Here is a 15,121-nt window from a genome sequence, read left to right as displayed (position 1 = left end):
TCAGGCGTCAGGCTGATTCCAGGTATCGGTGGACATCATGGCTGCCAGCGGGCGCCCCTGCCGCCAGCCTTCCACTTCCAGCATCGGCGCGGGATAAAAGGCCTGCACCGGCCCCAGGCAGAGAATGGCGATAGGCTGCGCGCCCGGCGGCAGCTTCAGCAGCGTGGCGAGCGCGTCCGGCGCGAACATCGAAACCCAGCCCAGCCCGAGATTCTCCACGCGCGCCGCCAGCCAGAGGTTTTCAATGGCGCAGGCGGCGGAGCATAGCGCCATCTCGCGCGGCATGGTGCGCCGGCCAAACACGGTGCCATCGTCGGGCGCCAGCGCAACCACCAATAGCTCGGCGCATTCGCGCACGCCTTCCACTTTCAGGCGCAGGAACTCGCCGTCACGCTCGCCCAGCGCCATCGCCGTGTTCTGCCGTTCGGCCTCGACCAGGGCGGCAATTTCCCCGCGCAGGGCGGGATTGGCGATACGGATGAAGCGCCACGGCTGCATCAGGCCAACCGAGGGGGCGCTATGCGCGGCATGGAGGAGGCGCAGCAAGACGGCCTCGTCGACCGAAGCCCCCGCAATGAAGTGCCGCATGTCGCGGCGCGAGGCGATGAGGCGGTAGAAGCTCTGCTGCTCGTCAGGTGAGAAAACGGCGGGAGGGCAGTCGGCTATGGTCGCGGGCATTGCGTGAGGGACGCCAAAGCCGGCATTGTAATCCTGTGCGGAGGCGGGCAAGCGAAGAGGGCGAACCTGAAGATCGCCGATGTTGTTCGCGCGGATAAACGGTCAGGGCACAGGCTTGGACATCTCCGCTGGCGCTCGCTATCAACCCATCCATGGATTCACGACAGTCAGGCCAATTCCTTCGAAGTCCTTTCCGTTGCGTGTGGCAAGTACGGCGCCATGATGAGAGCAAATAGCCGCAATCTGGGCATCTGCCATGCTGATGGGGCGTCCGGCTTGAGCCCGCTGGGACACCAGCGCGGCGTAGTGGACGGCGGCCGCTTCGTCGAATGGAAGCACCAGTCCCGCGAATTCTTCCTCGAGCATCTGGAGCGCTGCTTCTCGTAGCCCGCTTTTTCTGCGCCCCTCCGGCAAGCGCGCAATGCCAAATAGAAGCTCGCCAACGGTCACCGCCGTTACAGCATATTCATGTTGTGAGTGCCGGTCGAGCCATCCGATGACAGCCGGCTCGGCCTGTGCCCGCATGAACTCCGACACTACATTGGTATCGAGTACGATCATTCGGGCAAATCCGCCGACCGAGGCTGTTCCTCGCGTGGGGGTAGCTCGATCCCCGGATCAGCCAGGCCTGCAAAGCGCTGGTGTAACCGGCTTCCGAATGGGCCGGGGCCAGGTGCTTTGTTCAGGGCACGACGCAGGATGACGCGAACCTCCTCTTCCATTGAGCGACCGTGCTGTGCGGCCTCAATGCGCAAACGTGCCTTGAGATCCTCATCAATATTGCGAATGGTCAGTGTCGCCATATCCGGTCTCCTGTGCTTGCATTGAATGCAATGCTAGCACAGAGGTACAAGACGCAGTGCCATTCGGACACCTGCTAATGCCCGGACAGTGCAGGCAGCGCATCCGCGTGTGTCGCCAAAGGCAGGACGGTCTCCTTGTCAGCGGCAATCGCCGCGAACCCCTGCGCCAGGTCCGCCAGCAGGTCGTCGATCTCCTCCAGCCCGATATGCAAGCGGATCACCTGCCCGCGCGCCGACCAGTCGGTGACGGTGCGCGCGGCGTGCATGTCGGCGATCACAGCAAGGCTCTCGAAGCCGCCCCAGGAGGCGCCGATGCCGAACAGCGCAAGGCTGTCGATGAAGCGTTCGGCGGCATCCGGCGCGGCATCGCGCAGGGAGAACGACAGCAGGCCGTTGGTGCCGTGGCAATCACGGCGCCACAGTGCGTGTCCGGGGTCGCCGGGCAGGGCGGGGCAGAACACTTCGGCGACTTCGGGGCGGGTGCACAGCCAGTGCGCCACCGCCAGTGCGCCGCGTTCGTGCTGGGACAGGCGGGCGCCCAGCGTGCGCATGCCCCGCTGCACCAGATAGGCGTCGTCCGGGCTGACAGCGATGCCGAAGGCGTCGGCCAGCGCGGCCAACGCGGGCCAGGCGGCCTCGGTCGTGCAGACCGTGCCCATCATGACGTCGGAATGCCCGGACAGGTATTTGGTCGCGGCCATCAGGGAGATATCGGCGCCGAGCGCAAGTGGTTGGTACAGCAGGCCGGAGCCCCAGGTGTTGTCGGCCGCCACCAGCGCGCCATGACGATGCGCTATGTCGGCGACGGCCGGCAGGTCGCACATCTCATAGGCCAGCGAGCCGGGCGTTTCCACGTACACGAGACGGGTTTCGGGCCGCAGCCTGGCTTGCAGGTCGTGGCCGTCGGCGGCATAGAAGCTGGTGGCAATCCCGTGCTGCGCGAGAAAGCCTTCGGCGAGCTTGCGCACCGGCTCGTAGACGCAATCGGGCAGCAGCACATGCTGGCCGGGGCGCAGATAGGCCAGCAGCGTCATTGCCGCCGCCGCCAGCCCGCTGGGAAAGAGCCGCGTACGGTAGCCGCCTTCCAGCTCGGTGACCATGTCTTCCAGTGCGAACGCGGTGGGGTTGCCGCGCGCGCCATAAGTGAAGAGGCGCTCGCTGCCGCGCCGCGCCCGCATCTCGCGCATCTGCGCCACCGAGTCGAACAGCACCGTGCTGGCGCGCACCACGGGCGGATTGACCGGCTGGCCGCCGTCCACGGAGGCGGTTCGGCCGACGTGGGCGAGATGGGTAAGTATGCTTTGCTTTTTCATGGCCTGGCCTGGTAGGACGCCGCGCCGGGGTGGCACGGCGGTGATGACGGCTGGTGCTTGTCTTTTGTACTTTGTCGTTGCCTGTGCAGGCGGCTGCAAGAGCCATGCCGCCCGCTTCGAATCCAGGCTGATCAGTCCACGCGGGCGCCGGAGAGCTTGACGATGTGCGACCAGCGCGCGATGTCGCTCTTGAGCTGCGCGGCGAATGCGTCCGGCTTGCTGGCCACCACGTCGCTGCCGCCTTCGTTGATCAGCTTCACCACTTCGGGCATCTGCAGCACCTGCGCGATGGCGCGGTTCAGATAGGCGATACGCTCGGGCGAAGTCCCGGCCGGCGCGAACACGCCATACCAGTCTTCAAAGCGGGCATTGCGATAGCCGAGTTCCTCAAGCGTCGGGACCTTGGCGAACACACCCAGGCGGCGTGGACTGGTGACCGCCAGCGCACGCATGCGGCCACTCTGGATAAAGCTCGCCACCGAGGAGGTGGAAGTGATCAGCACATTCACCTGCCCGCCCAGCAGATCGTTGATGGCGGGGCCGGCACCCTTGTAGGGCACATGCTGCAGGGCCACCCCGCTGTCCTTGTCCAGCACYACGCCAACCAGGTGCGAGAGCGTGCCGTTGCCGGGCGTGGCAAAGGTGATCTTCTGCGGCTGGGCCTTGGCCTGGGCGGCCAGTTCGGCAAACGTCTGCCACGGCGCATTGGCTGCCACCACGATGGCCAGCGGCGCCGCGTTGATCTGCGTGACCGGCATGAAGTTCTTGACCGGGTCGAAGCCGGGGGCGCTGTACAGCGTCGGATTGACGGCCATCACCGACACCTGCGAGGTCAGCAAGGTATAGCCGTCGGGTTTGGATTCGGCCACGAAGCGCGTACCGATATTGCCGCCGGCGCCACCGCGGTTGTCTGTGACGGCGGTCTGCCCGAGCACTTCGGTGAGCCGCGTGGTGACGATGCGGGTGACGGCATCGTTGCCGCCGCCGGCCGGAAACGGCGAGACAAAGCGCAGCGGCTGCGACGGGAAACCGCCAACCGGCGCCAGCGGCTGTGYAGTGGCGGATGTAGCGGACGTGGCCATCGTGATGGCGAGGACTGCGACGGTGGCGAAAGTGCCGGCCAGTACCTGCTTGATGCGTGACATGAAGAACCCCTTTGTATGTAGAGAGATGCCAGAGCGAAGGGGGGCCGGGCGGGCTTCTGCGGCCCCGCTTGCCCCTGTGTTCCCGGAATGCCGGGACGTCCCCTTGGCGCTGCACCGTCGAGCCGTGTGGGAATCAAAGCCAGGCGACTCGCCTTGCCGTCCGCGCGCATGGCCCAGCACGCGTGCGGGCGGGTGCCGGATGCGCGAAGGGCTCGGTCGCTGTTGGCGGGTCATGTTGCGGAACGATCCCGGGCTGGCCGGATCAGGCGAATCGGAAAGTGGCCAGTTCCTGCGCGTCAAGCTGGCCGATCAGGTTGGTCTCCCACGCCAGGTAGCGGCGCGCGGCTTCCTTGTTGCCGTCGTGGCGGTCGTGCACGAAGAACAGGAAATCGATGCAGCGCGCATCCGGCAGGCTGTTCGCCTCGTCCCCCGTGGCGAGCGTATTTCCCGCGGCCTGCCAGGCATCCACGCCGCCGGCCAGCAGGCGGACATCGCGGTAGCCGAGCACCGCCAGTTCGCCGGCAGCCAGCCCGGCCAGTCCCGGCTGGCCTTCGTCGCCGATCAGCACCAGCGGCGTGTCGCTTGGCACGCCGGCCAGGTCGCGGGCAAAGACCGGGCGGATCGACCAGCGGCTGCCGGGCACGTGGCCGGCGCGATACGCCATGCTGGCGCGCACATCGAGCGCCAGCACCTGTTGCCCGGCCAGGCCCGCGGCCAGCGTGGGGGCATCGATACGGCGCAGGGCGCGAGCCGGCGCCTGCGGACCGGCGGGCGCGGCCAGGCGGCCGCCAAGCGCCGCCTCCAGCCCGCCTTCGAGCACTACGGCGTCGTGTCCCATCTGGCGCAGCCAGCTCGCTGCCACGGTCGCACGCACACCATCGGCATCGATCAGCACGAGGCGCGCGCGCCGCACGCCCACATATTGGTCGGTGGCCTGGATCAACTGGCCGCCGGGTGTGTTCTGGGCACCGGGTACCGACCCGGCGGCATACTCCTCCGGCGTGCGGACGTCGCAAAGGAAGGTGGTGCGCGAGCGGTCGTCGAGCCACGCGCGGGCCTCGGCCACATCGATGCGAGGGACCGAGAAGCGCTGCGCCATCGCCTGCGCGGCGGTGCGGCCCGCATCGAGGCCGCGGGGCGCGGCGTTGTCCGGATAGCGCCGCGTGCCGCCGTGTTCCAGCCTGAAGTCGTTCAGGTACCAGCCCTGGGTGCCGTTTTCCAGCGCGTATACAGGGTTGGGCACGCCAAAATTGATCAAGGTCTGGGCGCCGATGATGCTGCGCGTGCGGCCGGCACAGTTGATCACGATGGGCGTGGCCGGGTCCGGCACGAGGTCGCGCAGGCGGTAGGCCAGCTCGCCATTGGGGCAGCAGATGGCGCCGGGGATATTCATCTTGCGGAATTCCGCGACGGGCCGGCCGTCAAGCACCACCGGGGCTTGCTCGCCGGCCTGCATGGCGGCCAGTTCGGCGGCCGAGACGCGGGGCGTGCCGTAATGGTGCTCGGCCAGTTCGCCGAAGGTCTTGGATGGCACATTGACACCGGCGAACAGCGCATAGCCGGCGGCATGCCAGCCCGGTACGCCACCGTCCAGCACGAACAAGCGCGTGTAGCCGAGGGCCGCCAGGGCCTGCGCGGCGCTCGGCGCCAGGCCGTCGCCATCGTCGGCCAGCACGATGCGCGCCGAAGGATTCGGGGCCAGCCGGCCTATGTCTAGTTCGAGCCGGCTGTAAGGCAGCGGTACCGCGTAGAAGGGATGGCCTTCGCCGTACTGGCCATGTTCGCGGATATCGAACAGGGCGATCTCCTCCTGGTCGTGCAGCCAGCCTTTGAGGGCAGCGGGATCGAGCAGGGTGTAATGGGTAGTAAGGATGTCGGGCATGCGGTTCTTCAGGCAAAAAGGGGGCCTGGCCTCCTGGCCGCGCACGGGCGGGAGGCAAGCGGTAGTGCGTTGGAAAAGGGCTTCGGCAGAGGCGGGGCGGTGCGGGCGTGTCAGTGCCGCACCGCCCCGGTGCCGCTTAGCGGCGCGTCTTGACGCCCACGCTCATGGCCTGGCAACGGCCCGTTTCGAGGTCATAAGCGGTGCGGCTGGTCAGGGTTTCCAGGGCGCGGCCGTACATATGCAGGTGACGGATCACGGCTTCGCCGCGAATTTCGACCGAGTGGATGTCGTCGGGCAGCAGCGCGATGCCCGAGCCCGGGCCCACTTCCACGGTGTGCGAGTGCGCCAGCGTACCCACGCCCGGCACGCTGCCGTCGTCGGTGCGCAGGTAGACGTCGTTGTACTCGGTCCCCACCACGCCGGCCACGCAGGCCCAGGTGGTGTGGTCATGCGGCGGGATGCGCTTGCCCGGCCGCATCACGTTGAGGTACAGCGCGAAGCTCTGGTCGGGATCTTCCGCAATCAGGTAGCGGGCCTGGCGCTCGCCTTCCTCGGGCGGGGCGAATTCGCTCTCGGCCCACAGTTGCGGCCTGGCCGCCAGTTGCGCCACCTGATCCAGGACGCTGGCCAGCGAGTCACGGGTGACACCGCCGCTGGCTACGATTTCCTTGATGGATCGAATGGTTTCCCCGACGGCGGCCTGGCGTTGTTGTGCGATCGACATGTCTCTAGAATCCTTGCTGAGTCTTGATAGTTCTTGGTTTGCGGGGCGGGACGTATCTTTGTCTGGTTTCACTGTAATGAAGGCCCGTGCCCAAAACCACTTAATCACCCATGAAAACACTTAAGCAAGTCTAATGAATGCGTAATCTCGACCTGGACCTGCTGCGCACCCTGGTGGCCATTGCCGACCACGGTACCTTTGCCGCGGCGGCGGAACGGCTGCATCGCACCCAGTCCGCCGTCACCCAGCAGATGCAGCGGCTGGAGGAGCAGGTGGCGCTGGTGTTGTTCGAGCGCCAGGGGCGCGGCAAGCAACTCACACGGCATGGCAACAAGCTTGTGGAATATGCGCGGCAACTGCTGAACCTGAACGACGAGGCGTTGCGCGTGCTGCGCGAGGGCGACCTGACCGGATCGCTGCGTATCGGCGCGCCGCACGATGTGGCCGACACCATCCTGCCGCCGCTGCTGTCGCACATCGCGCGGGCTTCCCCCGCCTTGCGCCTGGAGATCCATGTCGGGCGCAGCCCTTTCCTGATGGAGTCGTTGCGGCGCGGGGAAATCGACCTGACTGTCTCCACCCGCGAAGACAGCAGCCTGGATGGCCTGGTGTTGCGCACTTCGCCCACCATCTGGGTGTGCGCGGCGGATTTTGCCTATGAGCAGGGCAGCACGGTGCCCTTGATCCTGGCCGACGAACCCAGCCTGTTTCGCAAGCTGGCGCTGGAAGCGCTCAAGGAGGCCGGCGTGCCCTGGCGCACGGCCTATTTTGCGCCGAGCCTGATTGGCATAAAGGCGGCCATCCGCGCGGGCCTGGGCATCACGGCCCGTAGCATCGACCTGCTTGGCGCCGATATGCGGGTGCTGGGCGACAAGGACGGGCTGCCGCGCCTGCCCGATGTGACGTATTACCTGTGGGCCCGGCCGAATGCGGCCAACCCGGTGGCGCGGCAGGTGTTCTCCATGCTCAAGACCACTTTGCAGCGCGGACTGGCGGCTGCATGAAAGTGGCCTGAGGTGGTTGTAGAGGGGCGTGCGTGCTGGCCCTCAGGCGGCCTGCGCGAGCCGGAAGGCGCCGACCGCCTCGGCAAGCTGGCGCGCCTGCGTTTCGAGCGATCCGGCCGCGGCGGCCGCCTGTTCCACCAGCGCCGCATTCTGCTGGGTGACGGCCTCCATCTGGGTGACGGCCTCGCTGACCTGCACGATGCCGGCGCTTTGCTCAAGCGATGCCGACGAGATGTCTTCCATGATCCGCGCCAGGCGCTGCACGGCGTCCACGGTCTCGCTCATGGTCTGGCCGGCCTGGGCGACGAGTGCGTTGCCCGCACCGACCTTGCTGGCGGAGTCGTCGATCAGGGACTTGATCTCGCGTGCGGCGCTGGCGCTGCGTTGCGCCAGAGCGCGGACCTCGCCCGCCACCACGGCGAAACCGCGTCCCGACTCCCCCGCCCGCGCCGCTTCCACGGCGGCGTTGAGCGCCAGGATATTGGTCTGGAATGCAATGCCGTCGATCACGCTGATAATGTCGGCGATCCGCTTCGAACTGCTGCTGATGTCGCCCATGGTCTGTATCACGCCGCGTACGTCGTCGCCGCCGCGCGTGGCCAGGCGGGCGGCTTCGGCGGCCAGCTCGCTGGCCTGGCGCGCGCTTTCCGTGTTGTTGCTGACCGTGGAGGTGAGTTCCTCCATGCTGGCGGCGGTCTGCTCGAGCGATGCGGATTGGTGCTCGGTGCGTGCCGACAGGTCGGTGTTGCCCGCGGCAATCTCGCGCGCGCCGGTGTTGACGGAGTCGGAGCTTGCGCGCACCTGGCTGACGGTGCGCGTCAGCGCCTCCTGCATGCGTGCCACGGCGGCGAGCACGCGTCCCACCTCATTGCCGCTGGCCGCCACCGCGCGGTGGCTCAGGTCGCCCTTGGCCACGCAGTCGAGATGCTCGGCGGCGGCAGCCAGGGGCGCTACGACGAACGCGCGCAGCCCCAGGTGTACCGCCACGATCAGGCCCAGCGCTGCGGTGATGCCCACCACCACCAGTTTCACCACCAACTGGTAGCGCGCGCTGCTTGCTTCGGTTTCCTGTTGCGACAGCCGGGCCGCCTCCACCTGAAAGCGCTCGACACCCGCCGAGTAGTCCGCGCCCGAAGGCGTGACTTCCTTGTCGTTGAGGGTGGCATAGGCAGCAGCGTCGCCGCTGCGCAGCGCTGCCATGGCGCGCTCTATCGTGCCGGCATGGCGCCGCGCGGCGTCGGCGACCTGGCGGCGCAGGGACGCGTCCTGCTCTTCCTGCGCGGGCGTGGCCTCGAAGCGCTGCAACGCCCTGGCGGAATTTCCGAGGGCTTTGGCGGCGGCATCAAGCGCGCCGGCATCGACCCCGGCACCACCCTCGCGCGCCGTGGCGTAGGCCCGTGCTAGCGCTGCGCGGGCCCGGGTCATGTCCTTGTACGCATCGTTGAGCAACAGCGTGGAGGCGGAAAGCTGCTGGACGCGGCCGGTTGCCTGGTTGGCGGCGCCTAGCGCGAGCACGCCGACACCGGCGCCAAACACGATCATGCATGCAAAGGTCACCAGGATGCCCAGCAAGGCGGTGCGCACGCTCAGGTTATTCATCATCGGATCGGGACAGGGGTTTGAGATCACCGGACTAACGGAGGCCGTGGCCCGGACTTGACCGGGATCATGCCGATGTTTGCGTCAGATCAATCCCGATGCTTGAAATAGGCGGCCAGGTGTCTGTTTGCGCACAACTTGCGGCCGACCCTCAAGTTGTCGCCGCACCGCACCGATAGACAGGCTTTCAGCCCAGCGCGGGCTCCACAGCCATTAGCCTCCGGGCACCTCGCCATGCTTGCCAGCCTTACCATTCGCGCCCGCCTTCTCGCTACCGTTTCCCTGCTGTTCCTGCTTGCCCTGGGCGTGGGAGTGGCCGCCTTGCTCGGCTTGCGTGCCGCCAACGACGCGCATGAGTCCACCTACACGAACCAGCTCGCTTCGGCGCTGGCGCTGGGCGAAGCGGACCTGAGCCTCACCCGCGCGCGTACGGCGCTGGACCGCGCCATGCTCTACCCGGACAGCCCGGAAGCCAAGGGTTTGCTCGACCGTACCGAAGAGCTGACGCGGCGTTCGGACGAGGCATGGAAGCGCTTCATGGCCTTGCCGCGCGACAGCGAGGAAGACCAGTTGGCCGTGGCTGTCGCGGCCAAGCGGGAGGCCGCCAACCGCGATGGCATCGCCGCCATCATCGTCGCGCTGCGGGCCGGGGACCGCGCTCTGGCCGACCAGATCATGGACGGCAAGCTCTCCCGCCTGTTTCGCGACGCCAATGACAGCAGCCTCAAGCTGAGCCAGTTCCAACTCAAGATGGCCGCCGGCAATTTCGAGGCGTCGCAGGTGGCGTATCGCCATTTCCGCAACGGGGTGGTTGCCGCCATCGTACTGGCGCTGCTGGTGGCGGCCGCTTGCGCCGTGTTCCTGCTGCGCGCCATCGTTGGCCCGCTGGATCTGGCGCTGAAGCAGTTCGACCGCATCGCGGCGGGCGATCTCAGYCATCCCGTGCAGGTTACGCGCCGCGATGAGATGGGGCGCCTGCTTGAAGGCCTGGCGCGCATGCAGGCCAGCCTGGCGCACACAGTGGGGCGCGTGCGCCAGGGCGCCGGTGCGATCACCGCAGCCACGCGGCAGATCGCAGCCGGCAACGCCGACCTCTCCGGCCGCACGGAGGCGCAAGCCGCCTCCCTGGAAGAAACGGCGTCCAGCATGGAACAGATGACCTCCACGGTGCGCCAGAACGCCGACAACGCGCGCCAGGCCAGCCAGCTTGCCGTCAGCGCGGCCGAGGTGGCCCACCAGGGTGGCGCGGTGGTAGGCGACGTGATGGCCACCATGGGCGATATCAGCGCTGCGGCCAAGACCGTCGCGGAGATCATCGGTGTCGTCGACGGCATTGCCTTCCAGACCAATATCCTGGCGCTCAATGCCGCCGTCGAGGCTGCCCGCGCGGGCGAGCAGGGGCGCGGCTTCGCCGTGGTAGCGGGCGAAGTGCGCGGCCTGGCGCAGCGCAGCGCCGGCGCGGCGCGCGAGATCAAGTCCATGATCGAGACTTCGCTGGCGCATGTCGCAACCGGCAGCAGCCTGGCCGGGCGCGCGGCCAGCACCATGGAGGACGTGGTCGCGGCGATTCGCCGCGTGACCGACATCATGGGCGAAATCGCCGCCGCCTCGGCCGAGCAGAGCAGCGGCATCGAGCAGGTCAACCGGGCGGTGACGTCGATGGACGAAGGCACCCAGCAAAACGCCGCGCTGGTCGAGCAGGCTGCTGCCGCGGCGGCCTCGCTGGAGGAGCAGGCGCGCCAACTGGACCAGGCTATCGCCGCGTTCCGCGTGTAAGCTGGCGGTCGGGCCCGCGCATATGGCGGGATGGGGGATGCGCGGTGGCGCCGCATGCCACTTTTGTGCGTTTGGCCCCATTGGACTAGGGTATACGTAGTGACAAAGGTGGCGGAACGGTGCCATCGTTACCAGCAGGCGGCCTGCGGTGGCCGAAGTGCCGGGAATCCCCGGTTTCCTCGCAAACGGACCTGAATCGTGCGTCGACGTCTCTGGCCCAGGCTACTGTTATTGGCGCTGCTCATTAGTGGCGTCTACTTCGTCTGCGCGGCCGTCAGCGAGGAGCTGGCCACTTCGCGGTTGCAGGCGCGCTACTTTGCCGGGCGGGCGAAGGACATCGCGTTCGCGGTGAAGGACGGTCCGAGTGATCGCATCCGCTTTCCGGAAGACGGGCCTTATGATCTGCGCTTCGGCTACAGCCGCTTGCCGCAGTTCACGGAACTGCTGGAGGCGCGCGGTTATCGCCGCGAACGCCAGGCGCGCTGGTCCGACCAGATGCTCGAGCTGACCGATTCCGGCTTATTCGCGCCGTACCACGAAAAGACCCATGCGCGCCTGGACCTGCTCGATTGCAATGATGAGGCGTTCAATGCCAGGAGCGCGCCGCCCCGTACCTACGGCAGCTTCGACCAGATTCCAGGCTTGCTGGTGGGCGCCTTGCTCTTTATCGAGAACCGCGACCTGCTCGATCCCGAATTTCCCACGCGCAACCCCGCGCTTGATGTGCGGCGCTTCACGCGCGCCGCAATGGACCAGGGCGTGCGCTTTTTCAACGACAAGCACGACGCCGCCGGCGGCAGCACGCTCGCCACCCAGATCGAGAAATACCGCCATTCGCGCGCGGGACGAACCAGTTCGCCCAAGGAAAAGCTTCGGCAGATGGCCAGCGCGTCGATGCGCGCCTATCTGGACGGCCCGAACACCGTGGCCGCCAGGCAGCGCATCCTGCTCGATTACCTGAACTCCGTGCCGCTTTCGGCCCGTGCCGGCCTGGGCGAGATCAACGGGCTGGGGGATGGCCTGTGGGCCTGGTACGGGCAGGATTTCGACGAGGCCAACCGCTTGCTGGCGAATGCGGCAGGCCCGGGACCCGGCGCTGGCCAGGGCGAAGGCGAACTCGGCGAGCGGCAGGCGAAGGTGTTCAAGGAGGCGCTTTCGCTGATCATCGCGCAGCGCRGGCCATCGCATTTCCTGCGCCGCAATACCGCCGGGCTGGTGGCATTGACCGACAGCTACCTGCGCTTGCTGGCGGCTGCGGGCGCCATCCCGCCGTGGCTGCGCGATGCGGCGCTGGCGCAGCCACTGAAGCTGTCTCCCCCGTCGCTGGACCGGCCCGAAATCTCGTTTGTTTCGCGCAAGGCCCTGAGCGGCGTGCGCACCGACCTGCTGCGCTATCTCGATCTCGACAGCAGCTATGAACTGGACCGCCTCGACCTGACGGCCCATAGCACCATCAATACCGGTCTGCAACGTGTCGTCACAGAGGCGCTATTGAAGGCGGGCACGCGCGATGGCGCCCATGCCTTCAACATGTATGGCCACAACCTGCTGCGCGAAGGCGACGACCCCGGCAAGCTGGCGATCAGCTTCACGCTCTACGAGAAGATCGACGGCGCGAACCTGCTGCGCGTGCAGGCCGACAACCTGGACCTGCCGTTCGACCTCAACCGCGGCGCGCGGCTTAACCTGGGCTCCACCGCCAAGCTGCGCACGCTGGTGACTTACCTCGAGATCATCTCGGAACTGCATGAGAAATATGCCGACATGGCGCCCGCCGGGTTGCGCGAGGTCAAGCCGGCCAAGCTCGATGTGTTGACCCAGTGGGTTTTGAACTACCTGCTCACCGCTTCCGACAAGAGCCGTCGCGCCATCCTGGAGGCCGCCATGCTGCGCCGCTACTCCGGCGGGGCGGGCGAAGCGTTCTTTACCGGCGGCGGGCTACAGACCTTCACCAACTTCGAGCGTTGGGAGAACACGAAGATCATGCCCGTGCGGGAGGGTTTCGAGCATTCCGTGAACCTGGTCTTCATCCGCCTGATGCGGGATATCGTGCGTTACGAGACCTACCGGCTGCATCCCGATGCCGACGAGTGGCTGAACAACCCGGCCGCGCCGCAGCGGCGGGCCTACCTGGTCCGCTTTGCCGACAAGGAGGGTAGCGACTACCTGCGCGCTTTTTATTCGAAGTATCGCGGCAAGACCCATCAGGAAGCGTTGAAGCGCTTGCTGGAAAACCGGTACTTCTCGCCGGTGGGGCTGGCGGTGGCGCTACGTAGCGTCGAACCTGACATCGATCCGGAGCAGTTCAACAAGATCATGCGTGCCACCCTGCCGCGCGTGGGGCTGACCGATGACAAGCTGGCGACGCTGTACCGCAAGTACGGCCAGACCAGCTTCTCGCTCAACGACCGCGGCTACCTCGCACGGGTGCATCCGCTGGAGCTATGGCTGCTGGATTACCTGCGCCAGCGGCCTGACGCCAGCCTGGATGAAGTCTTGCGCGACAGCGCCGACCAGCGCCAGGAGGTGTACGTCTGGCTGTTCAAGGCTCGCAATCCCGGTGGCCAGACCCGCCGCATCCGCAGCCAGCTGGAGCGCCAGGCTTTCGCCGAAATCGCGCGGCGCTGGCAACGGCTGGGCTATCCGTTCAGCGGGATCACGCCGTCATATGCCTCGGCGATCGGCGCTGCCGGCGATCGTCCCGCCGCCCTGGCCGAACTGGTCGGGATTATCCAGGGCAATGGCGTGCGCCAGCAGGCGACCGCGCTGCGCAGCCTGGAATTCGCGCAGGGCACGCCATACGCCACCGATTTCGGGCTGGCCGGGCAGGGCAAGCGGCTGTTGAGCGAGGACATCTCGGAGGTAGTGCGCGCGGCGCTGGTCGGCGTGGTGAATTCGGGCACGGCTGGCTCGCTGAAAGCCGCGCTGGGCAGCAGCGGCATCCTGGCCGGCGGCAAGACCGGCACCGGCGACCATCGCTACGAAGTCTACGGGCCGGGCGGCCGGCTGATTTCCTCGCGCGTGGTCAGCCGCTCGGCCACCTTCGTATTCTTCCTTGGCGACCGTTATTTCGGCAACGTTACGGCTTATGTGCAGGAACCCTACGCCGCGCGCTACGCCTTCACCAGCGCGCTGTCCGTGCAACTGCTGAAATCGCTCGCGCCTACGATCCTGCCGCTGGTGCGCGACGGCGGCGCGCGCTCTCCGCTGGCGTGCCGGCATTGAACGGCCGGCACGGCAGTCCCGCTGGATCCGCGGCTAGTCCCAGCAGTGGAGCCGCGCGCAGTACGCGTCCTCGGAAGTCCGGGCATTGCGTTCGTATTCGGCGATCACCTGCAAGGTGGCGGACTGGAGCAAGGAGCCCGCGGTGAGCGAAGCGGCAAACTCGCGCAGGCCCTGCAGGCAAATCACGATGGGAGGTAAAGCTTGGTCCTGCATGATGCGTTGCTGGCTCGTTGATGGGCGGGATGTGCCTCCCGACAATTCGATTGTAGATAGCGGCGAGCCGGGCAATTGCAAAGCAATGTGTCTGCGCGAACCTTTGTGGTGTTGGGCCGTAAATCAGTTGCGTCCGAGCCACGGAGTGTACCGCGCGAGCCGCGTGGTCATCACCATGGCTGCCCTGATCCATGGCGCGATGATGACCGCGGCAGCCATGCGGCCGGTGGGGCGTTGCGCGGCCACCACGGCAACCGGCCCCGGTACAGGAATAAAGCAAGCCGTGGATGAGGTCGAGCGGGGATATCACATGGCCAGCCCCCCGGCACCCTCGGTAAAAACATCGATAATGCCCAGTCCTTTGCACAGCACGAAAGACGGTCGGTTGCCCTTGGGCCGTTGTTCTATTATCATTAAATGTTAATCAAATTAACATTGCTGGCGCACTGGCTGGCACTCTGCAATCCCATGGAATCCAAAACCGCCCGTCTCACCCTGCTGATCGACCCGGTGAAGAAGAACGCCTTCGAGAACCTGTGCGCGGCACAGGACAAGACGCCCTCCCAGGTAGTGCGCCAGTTGATTCGCGACTATCTGGAAATGCATGGCGTAGCTTATGCCACCAAGCCACGGCTTGGTGGCGAGGCGCAGGTGGGGGGCGAGGAAGCCTGAGCGCAGGCCGCCAAAGCGGCGGGCGCGGCTGGAAACGCGAGACCGGCTTCGCCGTCCTGAGCCGGCCGCGCGAACCGCCCGGGCTAT

Annotated in this window: 13 protein-coding genes; 4 read left to right on the top strand and 9 right to left on the bottom strand. The window is 66.8% G+C overall.

Annotated features, from left to right (window positions below; genetic code table 11):
* From bluB to AC1DN0_RS06690, 7 genes are all read right to left on the bottom strand, one after another.
* Positions 1–678: a 5,6-dimethylbenzimidazole synthase gene (gene bluB, locus AC1DN0_RS06720; RefSeq protein ID WP_441634945.1), complete on the bottom strand. Its 678-nt coding sequence runs from the start codon at positions 676–678 to the stop codon at positions 1–3.
* 141 nt (positions 679–819) lie between these two features.
* A complete protein-coding gene (locus AC1DN0_RS06715; RefSeq protein WP_441634947.1) occupies positions 820–1,239 on the bottom strand; it encodes a type II toxin-antitoxin system VapC family toxin in 420 nt (139 codons plus the stop codon).
* Positions 1,236–1,481: a FitA-like ribbon-helix-helix domain-containing protein gene (locus tag AC1DN0_RS06710; protein WP_441634949.1), complete on the bottom strand. Its 246-nt coding sequence runs from the start codon at positions 1,479–1,481 to the stop codon at positions 1,236–1,238. The genes AC1DN0_RS06715 and AC1DN0_RS06710 overlap by 4 nt, the downstream gene beginning before the upstream one ends.
* Positions 1,482–1,555: 74 nt before the next feature.
* Positions 1,556–2,794 carry a cystathionine beta-lyase gene (metC, locus tag AC1DN0_RS06705; RefSeq protein WP_441634951.1) on the bottom strand — a complete coding sequence of 413 codons (1,239 nt, stop codon included), beginning with the start codon at positions 2,792–2,794 and terminating at the stop codon, positions 1,556–1,558.
* 131 nt (positions 2,795–2,925) lie between these two features.
* Positions 2,926–3,939 (bottom strand): Bug family tripartite tricarboxylate transporter substrate binding protein, encoded by a 1,014-nt coding sequence (locus tag AC1DN0_RS06700; RefSeq protein ID WP_477145613.1) that lies wholly within the window; start codon positions 3,937–3,939, stop codon positions 2,926–2,928.
* 262 nt (positions 3,940–4,201) lie between these two features.
* Positions 4,202–5,821 (bottom strand): rhodanese-like domain-containing protein, encoded by a 1,620-nt coding sequence (locus tag AC1DN0_RS06695; protein WP_477111681.1) that lies wholly within the window; start codon positions 5,819–5,821, stop codon positions 4,202–4,204.
* 136 nt (positions 5,822–5,957) lie between these two features.
* Positions 5,958–6,545, bottom strand: coding sequence for a cysteine dioxygenase family protein (locus tag AC1DN0_RS06690; protein ID WP_441629092.1), 588 nt, complete (start codon positions 6,543–6,545; stop codon positions 5,958–5,960).
* Between the two features lie 137 nt (positions 6,546–6,682).
* On the opposite strand from AC1DN0_RS06690, the gene AC1DN0_RS06685 reads away from it, so the two are divergent.
* A complete protein-coding gene (locus tag AC1DN0_RS06685; RefSeq protein ID WP_441629090.1) occupies positions 6,683–7,549 on the top strand; it encodes a LysR substrate-binding domain-containing protein in 867 nt (288 codons plus the stop codon).
* Between the two features lie 42 nt (positions 7,550–7,591).
* Here AC1DN0_RS06685 and AC1DN0_RS06680 read toward each other — a convergent pair whose 3' ends face one another.
* The gene (locus AC1DN0_RS06680) at positions 7,592–9,148 is read right to left on the bottom strand and encodes a methyl-accepting chemotaxis protein (RefSeq protein ID WP_441629102.1); all 1,557 of its coding nucleotides are present in this window, start codon (positions 9,146–9,148) and stop codon (positions 7,592–7,594) included.
* A 234-nt stretch (positions 9,149–9,382) separates the two neighbouring features.
* On the opposite strand from AC1DN0_RS06680, the gene AC1DN0_RS06675 reads away from it, so the two are divergent.
* Together AC1DN0_RS06675 and AC1DN0_RS06670 are read left to right on the top strand one after the other, a co-directional pair.
* On the top strand, positions 9,383–10,924 hold the full coding sequence (locus tag AC1DN0_RS06675) for a methyl-accepting chemotaxis protein (RefSeq protein ID WP_441629088.1): 1,542 nt from the start codon (positions 9,383–9,385) through the stop codon (positions 10,922–10,924).
* A gap of 231 nt (positions 10,925–11,155) precedes the next feature.
* Positions 11,156–14,149: a transglycosylase domain-containing protein gene (locus AC1DN0_RS06670; RefSeq protein ID WP_477145612.1), complete on the top strand. Its 2,994-nt coding sequence runs from the start codon at positions 11,156–11,158 to the stop codon at positions 14,147–14,149.
* A 33-nt stretch (positions 14,150–14,182) separates the two neighbouring features.
* Here the strand turns inward: AC1DN0_RS06670 and AC1DN0_RS06665 are convergent, their stop codons facing one another.
* Positions 14,183–14,362 carry a hypothetical protein gene (locus AC1DN0_RS06665; RefSeq protein ID WP_035864305.1) on the bottom strand — a complete coding sequence of 60 codons (180 nt, stop codon included), beginning with the start codon at positions 14,360–14,362 and terminating at the stop codon, positions 14,183–14,185.
* Between the two features lie 468 nt (positions 14,363–14,830).
* On the opposite strand from AC1DN0_RS06665, the gene AC1DN0_RS06660 reads away from it, so the two are divergent.
* On the top strand, positions 14,831–15,034 hold the full coding sequence (locus AC1DN0_RS06660; protein ID WP_441629084.1) for a CopG family transcriptional regulator: 204 nt from the start codon (positions 14,831–14,833) through the stop codon (positions 15,032–15,034).
* Positions 15,035–15,121 lie beyond the last annotated feature (87 nt).

It is taken from the genome of Cupriavidus sp. 05N39 (assembly GCF_056397325.1).
This window is presented reverse-complemented; position numbering and strand designations above follow the sequence as displayed.